22 protein-coding genes and 2 tRNA genes are annotated in these 21778 nt (G+C 65.5%); 13 read left to right on the top strand and 11 right to left on the bottom strand.

Annotated features, from left to right (window positions below; translation table 11 throughout):
* Window positions 1-11: 11 nt before the first annotated feature.
* A complete protein-coding gene (locus tag AC07ZS_RS15140) occupies window positions 12-1160 on the bottom strand; it encodes a S1C family serine protease (RefSeq protein WP_494799365.1) in 1149 nt (382 codons plus the stop codon).
* Between the two features lie 167 nt (window positions 1161-1327).
* Here AC07ZS_RS15140 and AC07ZS_RS15145 point away from each other — a divergent pair, with 167 nt between their 5' ends.
* Window positions 1328-2113, top strand: a complete 786-nt coding sequence (locus AC07ZS_RS15145) for a Nif3-like dinuclear metal center hexameric protein (RefSeq protein ID WP_494799366.1) — start codon at window positions 1328-1330, stop codon at window positions 2111-2113.
* Between the two features lie 8 nt (window positions 2114-2121).
* Complete coding sequence (pdxA, locus tag AC07ZS_RS15150) at window positions 2122-3162, top strand: 4-hydroxythreonine-4-phosphate dehydrogenase PdxA (RefSeq protein ID WP_494799367.1); 1041 nt, start codon at window positions 2122-2124, stop codon at window positions 3160-3162.
* A 62-nt stretch (window positions 3163-3224) separates the two neighbouring features.
* Here the strand turns inward: pdxA and mscL are convergent, their stop codons facing one another.
* Window positions 3225-3653: a large conductance mechanosensitive channel protein MscL gene (gene mscL / locus AC07ZS_RS15155; protein ID WP_494799368.1), complete on the bottom strand. Its 429-nt coding sequence runs from the start codon at window positions 3651-3653 to the stop codon at window positions 3225-3227.
* Window positions 3654-3859: 206 nt separating this feature from the next.
* Between mscL and petA the strand changes: the two genes are divergently transcribed.
* The 6 genes from petA (at window position 3860) to AC07ZS_RS15185 (ending at window position 8091) form a co-directional block, all read left to right on the top strand.
* Window positions 3860-4468: a ubiquinol-cytochrome c reductase iron-sulfur subunit gene (gene petA / locus AC07ZS_RS15160; RefSeq protein WP_494799369.1), complete on the top strand. Its 609-nt coding sequence runs from the start codon at window positions 3860-3862 to the stop codon at window positions 4466-4468.
* 37 nt (window positions 4469-4505) lie between these two features.
* On the top strand, window positions 4506-5906 hold the full coding sequence (locus AC07ZS_RS15165) for a cytochrome b (RefSeq protein WP_494799370.1): 1401 nt from the start codon (window positions 4506-4508) through the stop codon (window positions 5904-5906).
* Window positions 5907-5938: 32 nt separating this feature from the next.
* The gene (locus AC07ZS_RS15170; protein WP_494799371.1) at window positions 5939-6694 is read left to right on the top strand and encodes a cytochrome c1; all 756 of its coding nucleotides are present in this window, start codon (window positions 5939-5941) and stop codon (window positions 6692-6694) included.
* 115 nt (window positions 6695-6809) lie between these two features.
* Complete coding sequence (locus AC07ZS_RS15175) at window positions 6810-7421, top strand: glutathione S-transferase N-terminal domain-containing protein (RefSeq protein WP_494799372.1); 612 nt, start codon at window positions 6810-6812, stop codon at window positions 7419-7421.
* A 39-nt stretch (window positions 7422-7460) separates the two neighbouring features.
* Window positions 7461-7994, top strand: a complete 534-nt coding sequence (locus AC07ZS_RS15180) for a ClpXP protease specificity-enhancing factor (protein ID WP_494799373.1) — start codon at window positions 7461-7463, stop codon at window positions 7992-7994.
* Window positions 7995-8015: 21 nt separating this feature from the next.
* Window positions 8016-8091, top strand: a tRNA-Thr gene (locus tag AC07ZS_RS15185).
* 29 nt (window positions 8092-8120) lie between these two features.
* On the opposite strand, the gene AC07ZS_RS15190 is transcribed toward AC07ZS_RS15185, so the two are convergent.
* Entirely contained in the window at window positions 8121-8411 is a 291-nt protein-coding gene (locus AC07ZS_RS15190) for a DciA family protein (RefSeq protein ID WP_494799374.1), read from the bottom strand.
* Window positions 8412-8490: 79 nt separating this feature from the next.
* On the opposite strand from AC07ZS_RS15190, the gene AC07ZS_RS15195 reads away from it, so the two are divergent.
* From AC07ZS_RS15195 to AC07ZS_RS15215, 5 genes are all read left to right on the top strand, one after another.
* On the top strand, window positions 8491-9441 hold the full coding sequence (locus AC07ZS_RS15195; protein WP_494799375.1) for a M23 family metallopeptidase: 951 nt from the start codon (window positions 8491-8493) through the stop codon (window positions 9439-9441).
* Between the two features lie 169 nt (window positions 9442-9610).
* Window positions 9611-12373, top strand: a complete 2763-nt coding sequence (gene secA / locus AC07ZS_RS15200) for a preprotein translocase subunit SecA (RefSeq protein ID WP_494799376.1) — start codon at window positions 9611-9613, stop codon at window positions 12371-12373.
* A 79-nt stretch (window positions 12374-12452) separates the two neighbouring features.
* Window positions 12453-13700, top strand: coding sequence for a bifunctional glutamate N-acetyltransferase/amino-acid acetyltransferase ArgJ (gene argJ, locus AC07ZS_RS15205; protein WP_494799377.1), 1248 nt, complete (start codon window positions 12453-12455; stop codon window positions 13698-13700).
* A complete protein-coding gene (locus AC07ZS_RS15210; RefSeq protein WP_494799378.1) occupies window positions 13697-14575 on the top strand; it encodes an ATP-binding protein in 879 nt (292 codons plus the stop codon). Before argJ ends, AC07ZS_RS15210 begins: the two co-directional genes overlap by 4 nt.
* Window positions 14572-15024: a (deoxy)nucleoside triphosphate pyrophosphohydrolase gene (locus AC07ZS_RS15215; protein ID WP_494799379.1), complete on the top strand. Its 453-nt coding sequence runs from the start codon at window positions 14572-14574 to the stop codon at window positions 15022-15024. The genes AC07ZS_RS15210 and AC07ZS_RS15215 overlap by 4 nt, the downstream gene beginning before the upstream one ends.
* Before the next feature lie 8 nt (window positions 15025-15032).
* Here the strand turns inward: AC07ZS_RS15215 and AC07ZS_RS15220 are convergent, their stop codons facing one another.
* From AC07ZS_RS15220 to AC07ZS_RS15255, 8 genes are all read right to left on the bottom strand, one after another.
* Window positions 15033-15236: a DNA gyrase inhibitor YacG gene (locus tag AC07ZS_RS15220; protein ID WP_494799380.1), complete on the bottom strand. Its 204-nt coding sequence runs from the start codon at window positions 15234-15236 to the stop codon at window positions 15033-15035.
* A gap of 8 nt (window positions 15237-15244) precedes the next feature.
* Complete coding sequence (gene zapD / locus AC07ZS_RS15225) at window positions 15245-16000, bottom strand: cell division protein ZapD (RefSeq protein WP_494799381.1); 756 nt, start codon at window positions 15998-16000, stop codon at window positions 15245-15247.
* A 43-nt stretch (window positions 16001-16043) separates the two neighbouring features.
* The gene (gene coaE, locus AC07ZS_RS15230) at window positions 16044-16658 is read right to left on the bottom strand and encodes a dephospho-CoA kinase (RefSeq protein ID WP_494799382.1); all 615 of its coding nucleotides are present in this window, start codon (window positions 16656-16658) and stop codon (window positions 16044-16046) included.
* Complete coding sequence (locus tag AC07ZS_RS15235; protein WP_494799383.1) at window positions 16655-17518, bottom strand: prepilin peptidase; 864 nt, start codon at window positions 17516-17518, stop codon at window positions 16655-16657. Before AC07ZS_RS15235 ends, coaE begins: the two co-directional genes overlap by 4 nt.
* Window positions 17518-18735 (bottom strand): type II secretion system F family protein, encoded by a 1218-nt coding sequence (locus tag AC07ZS_RS15240; RefSeq protein ID WP_494799384.1) that lies wholly within the window; start codon window positions 18733-18735, stop codon window positions 17518-17520. Before AC07ZS_RS15240 ends, AC07ZS_RS15235 begins: the two co-directional genes overlap by 1 nt.
* A gap of 32 nt (window positions 18736-18767) precedes the next feature.
* Window positions 18768-20501: a type IV-A pilus assembly ATPase PilB gene (gene pilB, locus AC07ZS_RS15245; RefSeq protein ID WP_494799385.1), complete on the bottom strand. Its 1734-nt coding sequence runs from the start codon at window positions 20499-20501 to the stop codon at window positions 18768-18770.
* A 158-nt stretch (window positions 20502-20659) separates the two neighbouring features.
* Window positions 20660-20736, bottom strand: a tRNA-Pro gene (locus AC07ZS_RS15250).
* Window positions 20737-20786: 50 nt separating this feature from the next.
* Complete coding sequence (locus AC07ZS_RS15255; protein WP_494799387.1) at window positions 20787-21770, bottom strand: polyprenyl synthetase family protein; 984 nt, start codon at window positions 21768-21770, stop codon at window positions 20787-20789.
* Window positions 21771-21778 lie beyond the last annotated feature (8 nt).

Raw genomic sequence — 21778 nt, forward strand, 5'->3', positions numbered from 1 at the left:
GGCACCGCGCCTCAGCGCGGCGTGGCTTGCTGACGCGGCAGATTGCGCTTGCCCGGGGTGACTTCGACCTTCGTCTTGCCGTCGCGCCGGACCACGTCGAGCGACGCGGGGGTGCCGGGGGTGAGGTTTGCCACGGCCGACAGAAGCTGCGCCACGTTGTTCACCGGACGGCCTGCCACGGCGGTGATCACGTCACCCGGGCGGATGCCGGCCTGCGCGGCGGGGCCGTTCTGCAGCACGCCGCTGATGATGACGCCGGTGCCCGGCTGCATGCCGAAGTTCTCGGCGAGTTCTGGGCTCAGGTCCTGCGGCTCCACACCGATCCAGCCCCGCGTGACTTGCCCGTCCTTCACGATGGCTTCCATGACGCTGCGCGCGGTGGAGGTGGGGATGGCAAAGCCGATGCCCATGGAGCCACCCGAGCGCGAGTAGATCGCGGTGTTGATGCCCATCAGCTGGCCGCTCACGTCCACCAGCGCACCTCCCGAATTGCCGGGGTTGATGGCCGCATCGGTCTGGATGAAGTTCTCGAAGGTGTTGATGCCCAGTTGCGTGCGACCGAGGGCGCTGACGATGCCGCTGGTCACGGTCTGGCCGACGCCGAAGGGGTTGCCGATGGCCAGCACCTGGTCGCCGATTTCCAGCGCGTCGGAGTTGCCCAGGGTGATCACGGGCAGGTCCGTCAGGTTGATTTTCAGGATCGCCAGATCGGTTTCCGGGTCGGTACCGATGACCTGGGCGACCGACTTGCGGCCGTCGTTGAGGATGACCTCGATCTCGTCGGCTTCCTCGATGACGTGGTTGTTGGTCAGCACATAGCCGGCAGGGCTGACGATCACCCCCGATCCCAGGCCGCTCTGCTGCTGCGAGGGCGCCTGGTCACCAAAGAAAAACCGGAACCAGGGGTCGCTGCTCTGGGGGTTGTTGACCGGCGCCTTGCTGGTGTTGATGCTCACCACGGCGGCCGATGCGGTGCGGGCGGCGGCACGAAAACTGCCGGTGCCTTCCACCGTCGCCACCGGCGCCCCGGACGGTGCCTCGAACACGGGCACGATGGAGGCCTGGCGGCCCAACCATTGGGGCTGCAAGGTGTTCACCACGAACAGCGCCGCCACAAGAACGGTGACGGTTTGGGCGAACAGGAGCCAGAGACGTTTCATGGAGGTGTCGAGCGGGTTGAAAGGGCGCGGTGCGGGCCGCGTGCGCCGATATTGTCCCGCATATGGGTGGGGACGGCGATGGCTTCAAGAGCGAGGGCGACCCGGTCGGCCGATGGGGAGTGCGGTGTCAGAATGGAGGGCTCCACACCGCCTCACACCAGCCGTCCATGCCCGACCCGAGCTCCCATCCACCCGCCGTTTCCCGCGCCGCCCTGAGCCAGGCGCTGGACGAGTTGCTTCAGCCGGCGCAGTTCAAGGACTACGGGCCGAACGGGTTGCAGGTCGAGGGCCGGGGCGAGGTGCGCAAGCTGGTGAGCGGCGTGACCGCCAGCCGGGCGCTGATCGAGGCTGCGATCGAGGAGGGTGCCGACGCGATCCTGGTGCACCACGGTCTGTTCTGGCGGGGCCAGGACGGCCGGGTGACCGGCTGGATGAAGCAGCGCCTGGCCTTGCTGCTGGCGCACGACATCAATTTGTTCGCCTACCACCTGCCGCTGGATGCGCATCCCGAGCTGGGCAACAACGCGCAACTGGCGCGGCAACTGGGCGTGCAGGTGTACACCGACGCCCGTGGCCGCTTCGGCGATCAGGCCCTGGGGTTCATGGGTGAGCGGCACAGCGAATCGGCCGCCGCGCTCGCCGATCACGTGGCCCGGTGTCTGGCGCGCAACGTGACCTTGGTGGCAGAGCCCGATCGCCCGCTGCGACACGTGGCGCTGTGCACGGGCGGTGCCCAGGGCTACTTCGAGGCGGCCATCGCCGCCGGCGCGGATGTGTTCATCACCGGCGAGATTTCCGAGCCTCAGGCCCATTACGCCCGTGAGTGTGGAGTGGCCTACATTGCGTGCGGCCATCACGCGTCCGAGCGCTATGGGGCGCCCGCGGTCGGCGCCCACGTGGCGGCGCAGCTGGGGCTGGCGCACGTGTTCATCGACATCGACAACCCGGCCTGAGGCGCAGCATGCCGGCGTTCCACTCCCTTCCGTTGGTGCTGAGCATGGGCGATCCGGCCGGCATCGGGCCCGAGATCATTGCCAAGGCGTTCCGCGAGAGGCCTGCGCTGGGCCGCCAGGTGGTGGTGGCCGGCGACGTGGCGACCTTGCGGCAGGCCTTGCGCGCCACGGCATCCGAGCCGGGATCGGCCGCCGGGGCGCTCATGCTGGCCGAGGTGGATGCTTTGTCGGGTCTGGAGGACGTGCCGCCGGAGTGCATGGCGGTGGTGCAGGCGTGTTCACTGGCGCAGCCGGTGCCTCTGGGGCGCGTGAGCGCAGAGGCCGGCCTGGCGGCGGCCGATTGCATCCGCTGGGCCGCGCAGGCCACCTTGTCGGGGCAGGCGCGTGCGCTGGTGACCGCACCGATCCACAAGGAGGCGCTGGCGGCGGCGGGCGTGGACCATCCGGGCCACACCGAGTTGCTGCAATCGCTTGCGGCCGCGCATGCCGGTGTGCCGGTCTCGGCCCTGCCCGTGCGCATGATGCTCAGCTGCCCCGGGCTGAGCACGGTGCTGGTCAGCATCCATGTGTCCCTGCAGCAGGCGCTGCGGGCGGTGACGCAGGCGCAGGTGCTGCAGACCATCCGCATCACCGACGCGCACTTCCGGCGGGCCGGGGTGGCTGCGCCGCGCATCGCGGTGGCCGGGCTGAATCCGCATGCCGGCGAGGGCGGCTTGTTCGGGCGGGAGGAAATCGAGGTCATCGAGCCGGCGGTGGCGCAGGCTCGAAAGGAGGGAATGGAGGCCAGTGGGCCCCATGCGCCCGACACGGTGTTCATGCGCGCCCGACAAGGCGCTTTCGACGTGGTGGTGGCGATGTACCACGACCAGGGGCTCATTCCGGTCAAGCTGCTGGGGCTGGAGCACGGGGTGAACACCACGCTGGGCCTGCCCTTTGTGCGCACCAGTCCGGACCACGGCACGGCATTCGATATCGCCGGCACCGGCCAGGCCAGTGCCTCCAGCCTGCTGGCGGCCATCGACGCCGCCCTGGCTGCCACGGGCGGCTGAGGCATGAAAAACGCCGCAGCCCCGCGAGGGGGTGCGGCGTGGCCGGCAGCGGTCGGTGCTTCTTACTTGCGCAAGCTGTCGCGGATCTCGCGCAGCAGGGCGATGTCTTCCGGCGTGGCCGGCGGCTCGGCCGGCGCGGGCGGCGTTTCCCGCTTCAGGCGGTTGATCTGCTTGACCATGATGAAGATGATGAACGCCATGATGGTGAAGTTCAGCGCCACGGTGATGAAGTTGCCGTAGGCCAGGGTCGGCACGCCAGCCGCCTTCAGGCCGGCCAGCGTCGCGGGCGTGCCCTCGGGCACTTTGCCGAGTGCCAGGTACAGGTTGGTGAAATCCAGGCTGCCGAAGATGGCGCCCACGATGGGCATGATCACATCGTCGACCATGGAGGTGACGATCTTGCCGAAGGCCCCGCCAATGATCACGCCCACGGCGAGGTCGATCACGTTGCCCTTGACGGCAAATTCCTTGAACTCTTGCAACATGCCCATGAGGTCCTCCGGTTGACGAGTGATTGAATGAATGGCGGAAATGCGAGAGGCATTCTCACACAGTCGTGCGCGAGGGCTGCTTGTCTGGAGCGCTCTCGGGCAATAGCCAAGTCCCACACCCCGACAAGCGGTAAAGCCCCTTGACTGCTCCAGTACAATGCCGGGTTGTCCCTAGTGTCCCGTCTCGACTCCATTGAAAGATCCCCATGAGTGAAGCAACCGCCGGTGCGACTGTCGATCGCAGCCGCAGAACCTGGCTGATCACCTCCTGCGCCATGGGTGGTGCTGGTGCAGCCGCCGTCGCCGTTCCCTTCGTGAGCACCTTCCAGCCGTCCGAGCGGGCCAAGGCCGCAGGCGCCGCTGTGGAAGTGGACATCTCCGGCATCCAGCCGGGCGAGAAGCTCGTCGTCGAGTGGCGCGGCAAGCCGGTCTGGATCCTGCGCCGCACGCCCGAGCAGCTCGCCGCGCTCGAGGCCATCGAAGGGCAACTGGCCGACCCGAACTCGGATCGCACGGCCTACCCGACGCCGGCCTATGCCAAGAACCGCCACCGCTCCATCAGGCCCGAATTCCTCGTGACCGTGGGCATCTGCACCCACCTCGGCTGTTCCCCGGGCGACAAGCTCACCCCCGGCCCGCAGCCCTCGCTGCCGGACGACTGGAAGGGTGGTTTCCTGTGCGCCTGCCACGGCTCCACGTTCGACGTGGCCGGCCGCGTGTTCAAGAACAAGCCCGCGCCCGACAACCTGGAAGTGCCGCCGCACTACTACCTGTCCGACACCACCTTGCTGGTGGGTGAAGAGAAGCAGGCCTGAGCGGCGCTGACAGACAACGGATCACAGAGGCATCCCCATGGCTGAATTCAAAGAAATTTCCCCCGACGCACCGATCGGTCAGAAAGCGCTGAACTGGATCGACAACCGGTTCCCGGCATCCAAGCTGTACAAAGAGCATCTCTCCGAGTACTACGCGCCCAAGAACTTCAACTTCTGGTACTTCTTCGGCTCGCTGGCCTTGCTGGTGCTCGTGATCCAGATCGTCACCGGCATCTTCCTGGTGATGCACTACAAGCCCGACGCCAACCTGGCCTTCGCGTCGGTCGAGTACATCATGCGCGACGTGCCCTGGGGCTGGTTGATCCGCTACATGCACTCCACCGGTGCCTCGGCATTCTTCGTGGTGGTGTACCTGCACATGTTCCGCGGCCTCATCTACGGCAGCTACCGCAAGCCGCGCGAGCTGGTCTGGGTGTTCGGTTGCGCGATCTTCCTGTGCCTGATGGCCGAGGCCTTCATGGGCTACCTGCTGCCCTGGGGCCAGATGTCCTACTGGGGCGCCCAGGTGATCGTCAACCTGTTCTCGGCCATTCCTTTCGTGGGCCCTGACCTGGCGCTGCTGATCCGCGGCGACTACGTGGTGGGCGATGCGACGCTGAACCGCTTCTTCAGCTTCCACGTGATCGCGGTGCCGCTGGTGCTGCTGGGTCTGGTGGTGGCTCACCTGATCGCGCTGCACGAAGTGGGTTCCAACAACCCCGACGGCGTCGAGATCAAGGCGACCAAGGACGCCTCCGGCAAGCCGCTGGACGGCATCCCGTTCCACCCGTACTACACGGTGCACGACATCCTGGGCGTTTCCGTCTTCCTGATGGTGTTCTCGGCGATCGTCTTCTTCGCCCCCGAGTTCGGCGGCTACTTCCTCGAATACAACAACTTCATCCCGGCCGACCCGCTGGTGACCCCGCTGCACATTGCGCCGGTCTGGTACTTCACGCCGTTCTACTCCATGCTGCGCGCCATCACCACCGAGATGATGTACGCCCTCGTGACCATCGTCGTCATCGCGGCGATCCTGGGTGCGCTCAAGGCCAAGGTGTCGGGCGCGATCAAGGGTGGCATCGTGATCGCCGCGCTGGTGCTCGTGGCACTGATGCTGTCCATCGACGCCAAGTTCTGGGGCGTGGTCGCCATGGGCGGCGCCGTCATCATCCTGTTCTTCCTGCCCTGGCTCGATCACAGCCCGGTCAAGTCGATCCGCTACCGTCCGACCTGGAACCTCTGGCTGTACACGGTGTTCGTGATCAACTTCCTGGTTCTCGGCTATCTCGGGGTGTTGCCGCCGTCGCCCATCGGCGAGCGGGTGTCCCAGGTGGGTACGCTGTTCTACTTCGGCTTCTTCCTGCTGATGCCCTGGTGGAGCCGCATCGGCGAATTCAAGCCGGTGCCCCAGCGCGTCACGTTCCAGCCCCACTGAACCCCACAGAGCCAATCCGGAGAGTCAAGCAAATGAAAAAAATCCTCTTGGGCTTCATGCTGGCCCTGGGCTTGTCGGGTGCAGCGTTGGCCGCTGGCGGTAACTTCCCGCTGGACAAGGCGCCCCAGCGCACCAACGACATGGCCGCCCTGCAAAACGGTGCCAAGCTGTTCGTCAACTACTGCCTGAGCTGCCACTCGGCGGCGTTCATGCGCTACAACCGCCTGCGCGACATCGGCCTGAACGACAAGCAGATCGCCGAGAACCTGACCTTCCCCACCGACAAGATCGGTGACACGATGAAGGCCGCGATCGATCCGAAGCAGGCCAAGCAGTTCTTTGGCGCGAACCCGCCCGACCTGAGCCTGATCGCACGTTCGCGCTCCAGCCACGCCGGCACCGGTGCCGACTATGTCTACACGCTGCTGCGCAGCTACTACCGCGACGACACCAAGCCGACCGGCTGGAACAACCTCGTGTTCCCGAACATCGGCATGCCCCATCCCCTGTGGGAATTGCAGGGCGAGCGCCGTCCGGTGCACGAGAAGGTGATGAGTCACGGCCACGAAGTCGATCGCGTCAAGGGTTGGGAGCAAGTCAAGCCCGGCACCCTGAGCGATGCGCGCTACGAGGAAAACGTCGGCGACCTGGTGGCCTATCTGCAGTGGATGGCCGAGCCGTCCCAGAACACCCGCGTGCGCATCGGCGTGTGGGTCCTGCTGTTCCTGGCGGCTTTCACCATCGTGGCCTGGCGCTTGAATGCGGCCTACTGGAAAGACGTCAAATAATCCGATCCGGCTGGGACGGCCTCACGGAAGGCCGGCCCGACCGTTCCACAGTGGTTTGCAGTGCCTGACGGGCATGTTCGCAAGCCACTGTTTTTTGCTTTAAGGAGACTCCCACATGATGGTCTTGTATTCGGGCACCACCTGCCCTTACTCCCACCGCTGCCGTTTCGTGCTGTTTGAAAAAGGCATGGACTTCGAGATCCGGGACGTCGATCTTTACAACAAGCCCGAAGACATCAGCGTGATGAACCCGTACGGCCAGGTGCCCATCCTGGTCGAGCGCGATCTCATCCTGTACGAATCGAACATCATCAACGAGTACATCGATGAGCGTTTCCCGCATCCCCAGCTGATGCCCGGCGACCCGGTGGATCGCGCGCGCGTGCGCCTGTTCCTGCTGAACTTCGAGAAGGAGCTGTTTACGCACGTGTCCATGCTCGAGTCGCGCAGCGCCAAGGGCAACGAGAAGGCGCTGGAGAAGGCCCGGTCGCACATCCGCGATCGCCTGACCCAGCTCGCACCGGTGTTCCTGAAGAACAAGTTCATGCTGGGCGACAACTTCTCCATGCTGGACGTGGCCATTGCGCCGCTGCTGTGGCGCCTGGACTTCTACGGCATCGAACTCAGCAAGAATGCGGCCCCTCTGCTCAAGTACGCCGAGCGCATCTTCTCGCGCCCGGCCTACATCGAAGCGCTGACGCCGTCCGAAAAGGTGATGCGCAAGTAAATGGCCGACGGCCCTGCGGGGCCAGGCCAGCGAGCTGTCATGAGCGCATTTGAACCGGAAATCCCCTCCACGCGGCCCTACCTGATCCGTGCCTTGCACGAATGGTGTGCCGACAACGGCTTTTCGCCTTACATCGCGGTGCAGGTCGACGGGTCGGTGCGCGTGCCCATGGAGTTCGTGAAGAACGGCGAGATCGTGCTCAATGTGAGCATGGAGGCGACCAGCTCGCTCAAGCTGGGCAATGAGTTCATCGAGTTCAAGGCCCGTTTCGGCGGCGTGGCGCGCGAGATCATCGTGCCGGTCAGCCATGTGATCGCCATTTACGCGCGCGAAAACGGGCAGGGTATGGCCTTTCCCGCGCCGCCCGCCGCTGCCGTGGCCGGGCCGGCCTCGGACGCTGCGGTGGTGCCGGACGCGCCGGCGGGTGCCGAAGAAGCTCACGATGGGGCTGCTCGGGGGCCGCTTCGTTCCGTTCCCAGTGAGGGGGCGTCGTCCGCTTCGGATAATCTGCCCGATCCACCGGCGGGCCCTGGTCGGCCAGGCGGCAGGCCTCAGCTCAAGCGCGTCAAGTAGAATTTTTCTTCCGTCCAACCCGCCGCTTTAGCTCAGTTGGTAGAGCAATCGCCTTGTAAGCGATAGGTCGTCTGTTCGAGTCAGACAAGCGGCACCAGGCACCGCCCACCCACCCTCACGGGGCATTCATCGTCCCGGCGTTTGGACTTTGATGCGGATTGCGTTAACCTGCGCTCCCCTTTGGGTCAATGCCGTCTGCAGCGCAGGCAACAGATGGCGCAGTTTGGTCGAAGCGGCGGCACTGCCCACCAGCAGGCACCACTCCTGGTCCTGCAAAGGGCCCGGCCGCACATGTGGGCGCAACGTGACGGGAATCAGGTGTTGAACCTGATCCAGGCACCAACGGGATTCCTTGATGCGCTCCTGCAGCGCGGCGAGCGTGGGCGCTGCTCCCACGGCCTGCTCGAGGCTGAGCATGGTGTTGTGGGATCGGGGGGCGGTAGACATGCGATGAAGGTGATCCGGTTGAACCCGGATGACCCGGAAAGGTAGAGCAGTGCACATCATTATCACGGACGCCTGGCTGGCCAGGAGTCGCGCCATGCACCTCAGCGGACTCAGGCTCGTCGGCGTCGGCATGCTCGCGTCGGTGTTGCTGATGCTGGGCGCCATCACCACGTACCACTGGGTGTTTCTGGAAGGGGTCCGCCAGGGCTGGCCCGGCTTTGCGCCGGTGGCGCGGCTGGTGCATCAGGACGAAGCCAGTTCCCAGAATGCCTACATGCGGGCCAACCTTGACGCCATGGCCCGCAAGCTGGGGGAAATGCAGGCCCGCATGGTGCAGATCGATTCCCTGGGCGAGCGGGTGGCCGGCCTGGCGGGCCTGAGCCCGGCGGAGTTCAAGCCCAAGCCGGGTGCCGGCGGCGCACTGGTCGGTGGCCGTGACCTGAGCATGGAAGAGCTGATGGGCGCCCTGGACCGGATCGACCAGAGCAGCGGCTCGCGGGTGGACTGGCTGACGGTGGTGGAATCGCGCCTGTTCGACCAGAAGATCCTGCGCACCATGGTGCCGACCGAGCAACCGGTGGCGGGCGTGCAGGTGGGTTCGCCCTTCGGCTTCCGCATCGACCCCATCACCGGGCGCTCCGCCCTGCACACGGGCCTGGATTTCCCGTCCGATCCGGGCACGCCCATCCTCGCCGCCGCAGGTGGCATGGTGGTGGTGCAGGAATACCACCCGGCTTACGGCAACATGGTGGAGGTGGACCATGGCAACGACCTCATCACCCGCTATGCCCACGCCTCGAAGGTGCTGGTGAAGAAGGGCGACATCGTGAAACGGGGCCAGAAGATCGCGGAAGTGGGCTCCACGGGGCGTTCGACCGGGCCGCACCTGCACTTTGAAGTGTGGGTTTCGGGCGTGCCCCAGGACCCCCAGCGCTTCCTCGCCGCAGGCGAAAACATGGCCGTGGCCAAGGCGGCGGGGCCGGGCCCCCGCAGGCCCTGAACAGGCCGCGGGTGCGGCGGGTAAAATGCGCGTTTTGCTCTTGAAAGCCCTGCATTCGTCGGCACATCACGGGTAGTTCCCGTCGTCTGCTCTCCCGGGTCCGAGAGAGCCTTCCTACCTCCAATTGCCTGCCCGGAAACCACCAGGTGACCGGCGCCGGCCCGCACGTATGGCCACAAACTTCCTCACCAAAATCTTTGGTAGCCGCAATGACCGTCTTCTGAAGACCTATCGCAAGACGGTGGAGCGCATCAATGGACTGGAGTCGAAGTTCGAGCAGCTCAGCGATGACGAGCTGAAGGCGCAGACGGAATCCTTCAAGCAACGCATCGCCCAGGGCGAAGCCCTCGAGGCCTTGCTGCCCGAGGCATTTGCCGTGGTGCGCGAGGCCAGCAAGCGCGTCATGAAGATGCGGCATTTCGACGTGCAGCTGATCGGCGGCCTGGCGCTGCACCATGGCAAGGTGGCCGAGATGCGCACCGGCGAAGGCAAGACGCTGACCGCCACGCTGCCGGTGTATCTGAACGCGCTGACCGGCAAGGGCGTTCACGTGGTCACGGTCAACGATTACCTGGCCAGCCGCGATGCCCAATGGATGGGCCGTCTGTACAACTTCCTTGGCCTGAGCGTGGGCATCAACCTGCCCCAGGCGCCGCGCGAGGAGAAGCAGGCCGCCTACCGTGCCGACATCACGTACGGCACCAACAACGAATACGGTTTCGACTACCTGCGCGACAACATGGTCTACGAGGCCGCCGATCGCGTGCAGCGGGGCCTGAACTACGCCATCGTGGACGAGGTGGACTCGATCCTGATCGACGAGGCCCGCACGCCCCTGATCATCAGCGGCCAGGCCGAAGACCAGACCCAGGTCTACCTGGCGATCAAGCAGCTGGTGCCGCACTTGACGCGCCAGGAGGGCGAGGCCGATCCGCGCACGGGCGAGGGCGTGACCAAGCCCGGCGACTTCACCGTGGACGAGAAGGCGCATTCCATCCACATGACCGAGCAGGGCCATGAGAATGCCGAGCGCCTGCTGAGCCAGGCCGGCCTGCTGCCCGAGGGCGCGTCGCTGTACGACCCCGCCAACATCGCGCTGCTGCACCACCTGGTGACCTCGCTGAAGGCGCACCACCTCTACCACCGCGATCAGCACTACGTGAACCAGAACGGCGAGATCGTCATCGTCGACGAGTTCACCGGCCGTCTGATGTCGGGCCGCCGCTGGAGCGATGGCCTGCACCAGGCCGTGGAAGCGAAAGAAGGCGTGGCCATCCAGCCGGAGAACCAGACGCTGGCGTCCATCACCTTCCAGAACTATTTCCGCCTCTACAGCAAGCTCTCGGGCATGACCGGCACGGCCGACACCGAAGCCTACGAATTCCAGGAGATCTACGGCCTGGAAACCGTGGTGATCCCGCCCAACCGGCCGAGCAAGCGCAACGACCAGCTGGACCGGGTCTACAAGACCACCAAGGAAAAATACGTCGCCGCAATCGAGGACATCCGCGAGTGCCACGAGCGCGGCCAGCCGGTGCTGGTGGGCACCTCGTCGATCGAAAACTCCGAGATCATCGCCAGCCTGCTGCAGGCCGAGAAGCTGCCGCACGAAGTGCTCAACGCCAAGCAGCACGCCCGCGAGGCCGACATCATCATCCAGGCCGGCCGGCCCGGCGCCATCACCATTGCCACCAACATGGCCGGTCGTGGTACCGACATCGTGCTCGGTGGCAACCTCGAGAAGATGGTCGATGCGGTGCAGAACGACGAGTCGCTCGACGACGCGACCAAGGCGGCCCGCATCGAAACGATCCGCCAGCAATGGCAGCAGGACCACGAGAAGGTCAAGGCGCTGGGCGGCCTGCGAATCATCGCAACCGAACGCCATGAGTCGCGCCGCATCGACAACCAGCTGCGCGGCCGTTCGGGCCGCCAGGGCGACCCCGGCTCCTCGCGCTTCTACCTGAGCCTGGACGACTCGCTCATGCGCATCTTCGCGGGTGACCGCGTGCGCGCGATCATGGACCGCCTGAAGATGCCCGAGGGCGAGGCGATCGAGGCCGGCATCGTCACGCGCAGCATCGAGAGCGCGCAGCGCAAGGTCGAAGCGCGCAACTTCGACATCCGCAAGCAGTTGCTGGAGTACGACGACGTTTCCAACGACCAGCGCAAGGTGATCTACCAGCAGCGCAACGACATTCTGGACGCCACGTCGCTGCGCGCGCAGATCGACGCGCTGCGCGAAGGCTGCTTCACCGATCTGGTGCACCAGTACGTTCCCGAAGGCAGCGTGGAGGAGCAGTGGGACCTGCCCACGCTGGAGCGCGTGTTGCGCGAAGAGTGGGCCGTCGAGGCCCCCGTGTCGAGCTGGGTCGCGGATGCCGAGGCCATCGACGTCGAGGAAATCGTCGAGCGCGTGCAGGCGGTGGCCAGGACGGTGTTCGAGGGCAAGGTGGCGCTCGTGGGCGAGGAGAACTTCACCCAGTTCGAGCGTGTGGTGCTCCTGCAGACCATCGACGGCCAGTGGCGCGAGCACCTCTCGGCCCTGGACTACCTGCGGCAGGGCATCCACCTGCGCGGCTACGCCCAGAAGCAGCCCAAGCAGGAGTACAAGCGCGAAGCCTTCACCCTGTTCGGCCAGTTGCTCGACAGCGTCAAGAACGATGTCACGCGCGTGCTGATGAACGTGCGCGTGCAGTCGGCGGAACAGATGGCCGAAGCGGCCGAGCAGCTGGAAGAGCGCGCCGAGCAGATCGCCAACGTGACCTACACCGCACCGACCGAAACGGGCGAGGCGCAGACCATCGCCGATGCGACCCTGGCCGCGGCGGCCACGCGCCCCGCCGGCGAAGTGCCGCGGGTCGGGCGCAACGATCCCTGCCCCTGCGGCAGCGGCAAGAAGTACAAACACTGCCACGGCAAGCTGGACTGACGGCTCTGCTCGAGGCGGCACCGCGGGGTGTCCGCCGTCGCGCGGCCGTCGGGCATCACGGTATATCCACGGAGTTCACATGCCTGTTCTACTCAACGCCCCTTTGGTCACCGATCTGTTGCCCGTCGCGGGTGTGCGCATCGGCGTGGCGAAGGCGGGTATCCGCAAAGCCAATCGCAAGGACCTCACGGTGTTTCTGCTCGACGAGGGCTGCGCCGTGGGCGCGGTGTTCACGCAGAACCGCTATGCCGCCGCACCGGTCCAGGTGTGCCGCGATCACCTCGCGTCCGGACAATCCATCCGCGCCATGGTGATCAACACCGGCAATGCGAACGCCGGTACCGGTGAGCCCGGCCTGGCCAATGCCCGCCAGACCTGCAACGCGCTGGCGCGTTCGCTGGGCCTGCACCATGAACAGGTGCTGCCCTTCTCGACCGGGGTGATCATGGAGCCGCTGCCGCTGGATCGCCTGCTGGCAGGCCTCCCGGCGGCGCTGGCCGATGCGGCCCAGCCACAGACCGAGGGCGGAGCGCAATGGCTTTCGGCGGCCGAGGGCATCATGACCACCGACACCCTGCCCAAGGCCTTCAGCCAGCGGTTTGAACTGGACGGGCGCACTGTCACGGCCACCGGCATTGCCAAGGGCGCGGGCATGATCCGGCCGAACATGGCCACGATGCTGGGTTTTCTGGCGACCGATGCCAGCGTGGCGCCGGCGCTCATGAATGCGCTGGCGCGCCGCCTGGCCGACGCCTCCTTCAACCGCGTCACCGTGGACGGCGACACCAGCACCAACGATTCCTTTGTCGTGGTGGCCACCGGGAAGGCGGGCAACGCCCCCATCACCGACCTCGACAGCCCGGCCGGCCGGGCGTTGCTGGCCGCGCTGGTGCCCGTTGCACGGCACCTCGCCCACGCCATCGTGCGCGACGGCGAAGGAGCCACCAAGTTCATCACCGTCCAGGTGGAAGGCGGGCGCGATGCGTCGGAGTGCCTGTTGGCCGCTTACGCGGTGGCGCACTCTCCCCTGGTCAAGACGGCGTTCTTCGCCAGCGATCCGAACCTGGGCCGCATCCTGGCGGCGGTGGGCTACGCGGGCATCCACGACCTGGACGTCAGCGGCATTGACCTTCACCTCGGTGACGTGCAAGTGGTCAACGCCGGTGGCCGCCATCCCGCCTACAAGGAAGAGGACGGTCAGCGGGTGATGAAACAGGCCGAGATCCTGGTGCGCATCGGCCTGGGCCGCGGCACGGCGAGCGAGACGGTGTGGACCTGCGATTTCAGTCACGAGTACGTGACCATCAATGCCGACTACCGGTCATGAACGAGCACTTTGAACGGCTGCTGCAGCGCGCCGAGCAGCTCATCACGCGCATCGAGGCCGTGCTGCCTCAACCCATGACCGCCCCGGATTGGGCCGCCGCCGTGGCCTGGCGGTACCGCAAGCGCAGCAGCGGGCACGGCGTGCTGGAGCCGGTGCGCCACGTGGGCGCGATGCGCCTGAGCGATCTGCAGGAAATCGACGGGCAGAAGGAAAAGATCCAGCGCAACACCCTGCAGTTCGTGCAAGGCTTGCCCGCTAACAACGTGCTGTTGACCGGCGCGCGCGGCACCGGCAAATCCTCGCTGGTGCGGGCCTGCCTCAACGAGTACGCACCGCAGGGCCTGCGCTTGATCGAGGTGGACAAGTCCGACCTCGTGGACCTGCCTGACATCGTGGAGGTGGTCGCCGATCGGCCTGAGCGCTTCATCGTCTTCTGCGACGACCTCAGCTTCGAGGACGGTGAGCCGGGCTACAAGGCGCTCAAATCGATCCTGGATGGATCGGTCTCTGCCGCCAGCCCGAACGTGCTGATCTACGCCACCAGCAACCGGCGCCACCTGCTGCCCGAGTACATGAAGGAAAACCTCACCTACACGCACACAGCGGATGGTGAGGTGCACCCGGGTGAGGTGGTGGAAGAGAAGATTTCGTTATCGGAGCGTTTTGGCCTGTGGGTGAGCTTCTACCCATTCAGCCAGGACGAGTACCTCACCATCGTGGCGCAATGGCTCTCCGCCCTGGGGGTGTCGGCCGCCCACATCGAGTCGGCGCGACCCCAGGCACTGGTCTGGGCGCTGGAGCGCGGTTCGCGCAGCGGGCGGGTGGCCTACCAGTTCGCGCGCGATTACGCGGGCACCCACACCGCACAGGCATGAGCGCGGCGGTGCTGGTGGTCGACGCCGACCAGGACGCTCCACGGCCTGCCGACCGGCCCGTGGTGGACGTGGCCGTCGGCGTGCTGGTCGCGCCCGATGGCGCCTTTCTGCTGACGTCGCGCCCACCCGGCAAGGTGTATGCCGGCTATTGGGAGTTTCCGGGCGGCAAGCTGGAGGCGGGTGAAACCGTGGAGCAGGCGCTGCGGCGCGAGTTGCAGGAAGAGATCGGCCTGACCATCGGCACGGCCCACATCTGGAAGGTGTCGATGGTGGACTACCCCCATGGGCTGGTGCGCCTGCACTTCTGCAAGGTGCACGACTGGACGGGGGAGCTGCAGATGCGCGAAGGCCAGCAGTTTGGCTGGCAGACGTTGCCGGTGACCTGCGCCCCGGTGCTGGCCGGCACCGTGCCTGTGCTGGAATGGTTGGCCGCCGAGCGGGCTGCCTGAGGGCGGGCTCAACTCTGCTCGAAGCCGGGATCGCTCTGCCCTTCCTTCTCTGGCAGACTGAATTCCTCGTTGGCCCAGGCGCCCAGGTCCATCTGCTTGCAGCGCTCGCTGCAGAACGGCCGGTAGGCGTTGCTCGGCGCGTAGACGCTGGGTCCACCGCAGTGGGGACAGCGGACGGTTCTGCCGGGCGTGCTGCCGGAGGGGTTGCTCACGTCCGACCTCAGGCGCAAAGGGTCAACTCGAAGGCTGCGTCTTCCTGCGCGGGATGCAGGCGGTCGTCTTCCCCGTGGCGCATCAGGCGCACCGACAGCATCAACCGATTGCCGCTGATCTCGGGAATGAGCCCGGTGGACGGGTCGATGCGCAAGCGAAGCAGCTGGAAGCTGCGCCCTTGAGGCAGCGTCAGCTGGAACTGGCCCCCCGGTGCAACCACTTTCTGGGCCGAGCCCGATTCACGCAGCATCTTGAGCAACTGCACGATGGATTCGGCCAGCGGTGCCAGCGGCACCGACCAGCGATGCAGGTCGGCTCGACGGTCCTCCGCGTTGCGGTGTTGCCAGTGGTAATACGCCGGCAGATCAAACTCGCACGTGCCGCCGGGAATGCCGATGCGGCTGCGGATGCTCATCAGCCAGTCGTTTTCGGTCAGGGCCTGCCCGGTCTTGCCCGTCATCTCGCTCAGTTGCGTGAAGCAGTTCTCCAGCTTCTCAATGACTTCTTCGAGCGCCTGCTCGGCAATCATGGGGTTGCCGCGAAACCCGATGAGGTGCTGCTTGTGTCGGTCGAGATCCTTGAGCACGTCCGACTTCATATCGGCCCGTGCCGCCACGTCCATGATCTCGAAGATCGTCTGGATCGCGTAGTGGTGATCCAGCGGGTGGCTGCGTGGCACCAGTTCCACCATGCGACGAAACAGCTGCTCGAGCCGCAGGTAGGTGCGAATGCGTTCGTTGAAGGGGTAGTCGTACAGGATCACGGCAGCGGGGAGGTCGCGGGGCGAAGCGGCGGGTGGGGGTTCATCATAGCCCGAACCGCTTGGCCAGGGCCTCTGCAGCGTGCTCCAGCAGGGACAGATCGTCGGCGTCGTTGAAGACCACAAGATCGGCCGCCGCGAGCCGCAGGGCGCGTGGGCTCTGGTTGCGCATCACGGCCTCGGTGGTGGACACGTCCCATCCGCTGCGGGCGTTCACGCGGCGGATCTGCGTGGCGGGCGAACAATCGACCACCAGCACGCGGTCCAGTTGAGGTCGCCAGCGCGGGGACTCGACCAGCAAAGGCACATCGAACACCAGGCAGGGCGAGGTGGATGCCTGGGCCAGGCGCTGGATTTCCGCACCCACCAGCGGGTGAATGATGTGTTCCAGCGTGTGGCGGGCTTCCGGGTTGGCGAACACATGGTCGCGCATGCGCTGCCGGTCTAGCGCACCATCCGGAGCAAGGAAGGCCGGGCCGAAGACGCTTGCGATGGCGGGCATGGCGACTCCATCCGCTTCCGTACTGCGCCGCGAGATGGCATCGGCATCGATCACGTCGGCTCCGCGGGTTTGCAGCAGCCGCGCCAGTGTGCTTTTGCCGCTGCCGATGCCACCGGTGAGGCCCAGCCGGACGGGAGCGTGGCCGAGTCCGGGATTCACAGGCCGATGACGGCCAGAATGGCCGAGGGCCCGAAGACCATCGAGGTCAGGCCCGCGAGTGCCAGGAAGGGCCCGAAAGGCACATAGCCTCCCTCGCGCAGGTTGCCCTTGAGCTTGATGGCAATGCCGATCACGGCGCCGATCACCGATGCCATCAGGATGACGGGAATCAGCGCCTGCCAGCCGAACCACGCGCCGAAGGCGGCAAAGAGCTTGAAGTCTCCGTAGCCCATGCCCTCCTTGTCGGTGATCAGCTTGAAGGCCCAGTACACCAGCCACAGCGACAGATAGCCGGCCACGGCGCCCCAGAGCGCGTCCGGCAGGGCCGTGTCCGTCAGCCGCAAGCCGGCCGCGCACAGGCCGGCCCAGAGCAAGGGCAGGGTGATGTCGTCGGGCAGCAGGGTGGTGTCCCAGTCAATGCACGCCAGTGCCAGCACCGCCGCCGAGAACCCGCACCAGGCCAGGGCCTCCCAGCCCAGGCCCCAGTGCCAGCCGCACCAGGCGAACAGGGCGGCTGTCACCGCTTCCACCGCCGGGTAGCGGGCGCTGATCGGTGCAGCGCACTGGCTGCACTTGCCTCGCAGGGCCAGGTAGCTGAGCACGGGGATGTTTTCGAACCAGCGGATCTGATGCCCGCAATGGGGGCAGCGCGAGCGGGGCACCATCAGATTGAACGGTTCGGGTTCCGGTGAGGCCGCCGCGGGGCTTTCCTCTGTGCTCTGGAGGTCCGCGCATTCGGCGGCCCAGCGCAGCTCCATCATCTTGGGCAGGCGGTGAATCACCACATTGAGGAAGCTGCCCACCAACAGGCCGAGCAAGCCCAGCAGCGCCGCGCCCGGCGCACCCGCGTCTGCCAGCATCAAACCACCTGGCCCAGTTTGAAGATGGGGAGGTACATCGACACCACGATGCCGCCGATGACGGTGCCCAGCACGACGATGATGATGGGTTCCATCAGGCTGGAGATGCCTGCCACCATGTCGTCGACCTCGGATTCATAGAAGTCGGCGGCCTTGCTCAGCATGTGGTCGATCGAGCCCGACTCCTCACCGATGGCGCACATCTGCAGCACCATGGACGGGAAGACGTTGGCATTGGTCATGGCGGTGGTGAGGCTGGTGCCGGTCGACACCTCCTGCTGGATCTTTTCGGTGGCGATGGTGTAGACGGAATTGCCCGACGCGCCGCCCACCGAATCGAGCGCCTCCACCAGCGGCACGCCTGCGGCGAACATGGTGGCCAGGGTGCGGGTCCAGCGTGCAATGACCGACTTTTCGATCAATACGCCAAAGATCGGCAGCTTGAGCAGCAGGCGGTCCATGAACCGCTGCACCTTCTCGTTGCGCCGCCAGGCCTGCATGAAGAAGTAGAGACCGCCGCCGAGGACGCCGAAGATCAGCCACCAGTACTCGGTGAAGAACTCGCTCATCGCGATCACGGCCAAGGTCGGCGCGGGCAGATCGGCGCCGAAGGAAGAGAACACTTCCTTGAACGAGGGAATCACGAAGATCATGATGATGGTCACCACCACGAAGGCCACGATGACCACGGCGATCGGGTACATCAGCGCCGACTTGATCTTGGACTTGAGCGCCTCGGTCTTCTCCATGTAGGTGGCCAGGCGGTCCAGGAGATCCTCCAGAATACCGGCGGCTTCACCGGCTTCCACGAGGTTGCAGTACAGGCTGTCGAAGTACAGCGGGTGTTTGCGGAACGCCGAACTCAGCGAGGTGCCGGTTTCCACATCGGTCCGGATGTCGTTGAGCAACTTGGTGACACTGGGATTGGCATTGCCTCGGCCCACGATGTCGAAGGCCTGAAGCAGGGGCACGCCGGCCTTCATCATGGTGGCCAGCTGGCGTGTGAAGATGGCGATGTCCTTGGGCTTGATGCGCTTGCCCGAACTCATGCGGCGTTTCTTGATCTTGCCGGGCACGATGCCCTGGCGCCGCAGCGCGGCCAGCACCTGGTTTTCCCCCACGGCCCGCGTTTCCCCTCGGACGGTCTTGCCGTTGCGGTCCTTGCCTTCCCACTCGAAGACAGCGTCCTTGACGTTTTTGGATACTGCGGTTGCCATGGTGTCCTCTGAACCTTGTGTCTAGGGCTGCGTCATTCGTTGGTCACGCTGAGCACTTCTTCCAGCGATGTCATGCCCAGCTTCACCTTGAGCAGTCCCGATTCGCGCAGCGTGCGAACCCCTTCCTTGCCGGCCTGCTGGGCGATGTCGAGCGCACTGCCGCCGCGCAGGATGATGCGCTGGATCTCTTCCGAAATGGGCATCACCTGGTAGATGCCGACACGGCCCTTGTAGCCGTTGTTGCAGGCCGAACACCCCACAGGCTTGTAGGGTGTCCAGGTGCCATCGAGATCTTCGGGCTTGAACCCCGCATCCACCAGGGCCTTGCGCGGCGCGTCCAGCGGCGCCTTGCAGGTCGCGCACAGGCGGCGGGCCAGCCGCTGGGCGGTGATGAGGATCACGCTGGAGGCGATGTTGAACGTGGGGATGCCCATGTTCATCATCCGGGTCAAGGTGGTCGGCGCGTCGTTCGTGTGCAGCGTGGACAACACCATGTGGCCGGTTTGCGCGGCCTTGATCGAGATGTCCGCTGTTTCCAGATCGCGAATCTCACCCACCATGATCACGTCCGGATCCTGGCGCAGGAAGGCCTTGAGGGCCGCCGCAAACGTGAGACCCGCTTTTTCGTTGACGTTGACCTGGTTGACGCCCGGCAGGTTGATTTCCGACGGGTCTTCCGCCGTGGAGATGTTGATGCCCGGTTTGTTCAGGATGTTCAGGCAGGTGTACAGCGACACGGTCTTGCCCGAGCCCGTCGGGCCGGTGACCAGCACCATGCCGTAGGGCCGGCCGATCGCGTTCAGCAGCCTTTCCTTTTCTTCGGGTTCGTAGCCCAGGGCGTCGATACCGACCTTGGCGCTGCTCGGGTCGAGGATACGGATCACGATCTTCTCGCCGAACAGGGTGGGCAGGGTGCTGACCCGGAAGTCGATCACCCGGTCCGGCCCGATCTTCAGCTTCATGCGCCCATCCTGGGGCACGCGCTTCTCGGAGATGTCCATGCGGGAGATCACCTTGATGCGGGACGCCAGTTTGTCCTTGATCACGATCGGCGGCGACGCGATCTCGCGCAGCTCGCCGTCCACCCGGAAGCGGACCCGGTAGTTGTGCTCGTACGGCTCGAAGTGCAGGTCAGAGGCGCGCATGTTGAACGCGTCGATCAGCATCTTGTGCAGGAACTTGACCACGGGTGCGTCGTCGACCTCCGACGCCTTGTCGGTCACATCGCTGACGTTCGTCTCGGTGGCGGCCTCGTCGAATTCGAACTCGCCACCGATGATGTTGTCCATCGTGTCGTTGACGCTGGTGGTCTGGGTCTCCACCAGTTTGCTGAGCTTGTCGTACTCGGCAATCACCCAGTCCACGCCCATCTGGGTGGCGAACTTGATCTTCTCCGCCGCCTGCTGGTCGGCCGGGTCGGCCGTGGCCACCATCAAGCGGTTGTTGCGTTTGCTCAGGACGACGATGCGGTAGTCCGCGCAGATCTTGGCGTCGAGCAGGCCGGCGGGCAGGCGCTGCACGTCGATCGCGTCCAGATCGAGCAGCGGTGCGGCGAAGGCCACCGACATGGTGTGGGCCAGGTCGGAAGCGGACACCGCGCCCGAGCCGGTCAATTCGGCAATGAAGCTGGTGCGCCCGCTTTGCGCCTTGCGGTAGAGATCCTCCGCCGCCTTCTGGCCAAGCTTCCCTGCGGACACGAGTGCGCGCCCCAGGCCTGGCAAGGCCATGGACGGGGTCTCGTGGGGGACGGTTTCAACGGACGCCATAGACTTGTAATCTATCGTAAATCAAGGACTTGCCTGCCATTATTGAGGCAACTTGTGCCGGAATGGCCGTTTCCCTCGCTGGTCGTTGTATCGAGGACGCGAATTCCGACCGACCGGTCGCTGACGCGGTCTGAACGGCAATGTCTTGATGGGGAAACTGGTCGGGGTGAGAGGATTCGAACCTCCGGCCTCTACGTCCCGAACGTAGCGCTCTACCAGGCTAAGCTACACCCCGATGACCGAAAGTGGTCGATCGTCCGAGGACCGTGGGTCCTCGTCGGCTGCTCAAGAACGACGCTCGAGCAAGCCAGCCGCCAATTGTAGCAAAGCCGCGCTGTAGGGATTGACCGGGAGCTGTTTGGCCGCTTCGATTGCGCGCTGCGCCTCTGCGTGCGCACTCGTGCGGGCCGCATCCAGGGCGCCTGTTTGCAGAATGATGTCCCTGATCGCTTCGAGGTGTGCCACGTCGCCCTGCTCGATGGCCTGCCGCAGCAGCGCCTTCTGGGCTTCGGAGCCCGAACGCAGGGCGCAGATGATGGGCAGCGTGACCTTGCCTTCGCGCAGGTCGTCGCCCAGGTTCTTCCCCAGTTCTTCGGCGCTGCCTTCGTAGTCGAGCACGTCGTCGATGACCTGGAAGGCGGTGCCCAGGGCTTGCCCATACTGGGCGCAAAGCGCCTCGGTATGAGCGTCTGCACCGGCCAGGATGGGGGCCAGGCGGGCGCTGGCTTCAAACAGCTTGGCGGTCTTGGAGCGAATCACGCGCAGGTAGGCGGCCTCGTCGATGGCGGCGTCGTGCATGTTCATGAGCTGAAGCACTTCGCCCTCGGCAATCACGTTGGTCGCGTCGGACAGCACCTGCATCACGCGCATGTCGTTGATGTCCACCATCATCTGGAAGGCGCGGGAGTAGAGGAAATCGCCCACCAGAACGCTCGCGGCATTGCCGAACCGCTCGTTGGCGGTCTCCCGCCCCCGGCGCAGGGTGGACTCGTCCACCACGTCGTCGTGCAGCAGGGTCGCCGTGTGAATGAACTCCACCACGGCCGCCAGCGTGTGGCGCTGGGGGTTCTGGCTGTTGATGGCGCCGCTGACCAGCAGCAGCAGGGCAGGGCGCAATCGCTTGCCGCCGGCCGAGATGATGTACTGGGCGACCTCTCGCACCAGGGGCACTTCGGTGGTGAGGCGGTCGCTGATGACCTGGTCTACCCGCTGCATGTCGGGCTGGATCAGCTCCAAGGGGCTGGCGGCAGGGGCGATGGGGGTGGTCAAGGTGGATG

The organism is Hydrogenophaga sp. GW456-12-10-14-TSB4 (assembly GCF_059424305.1).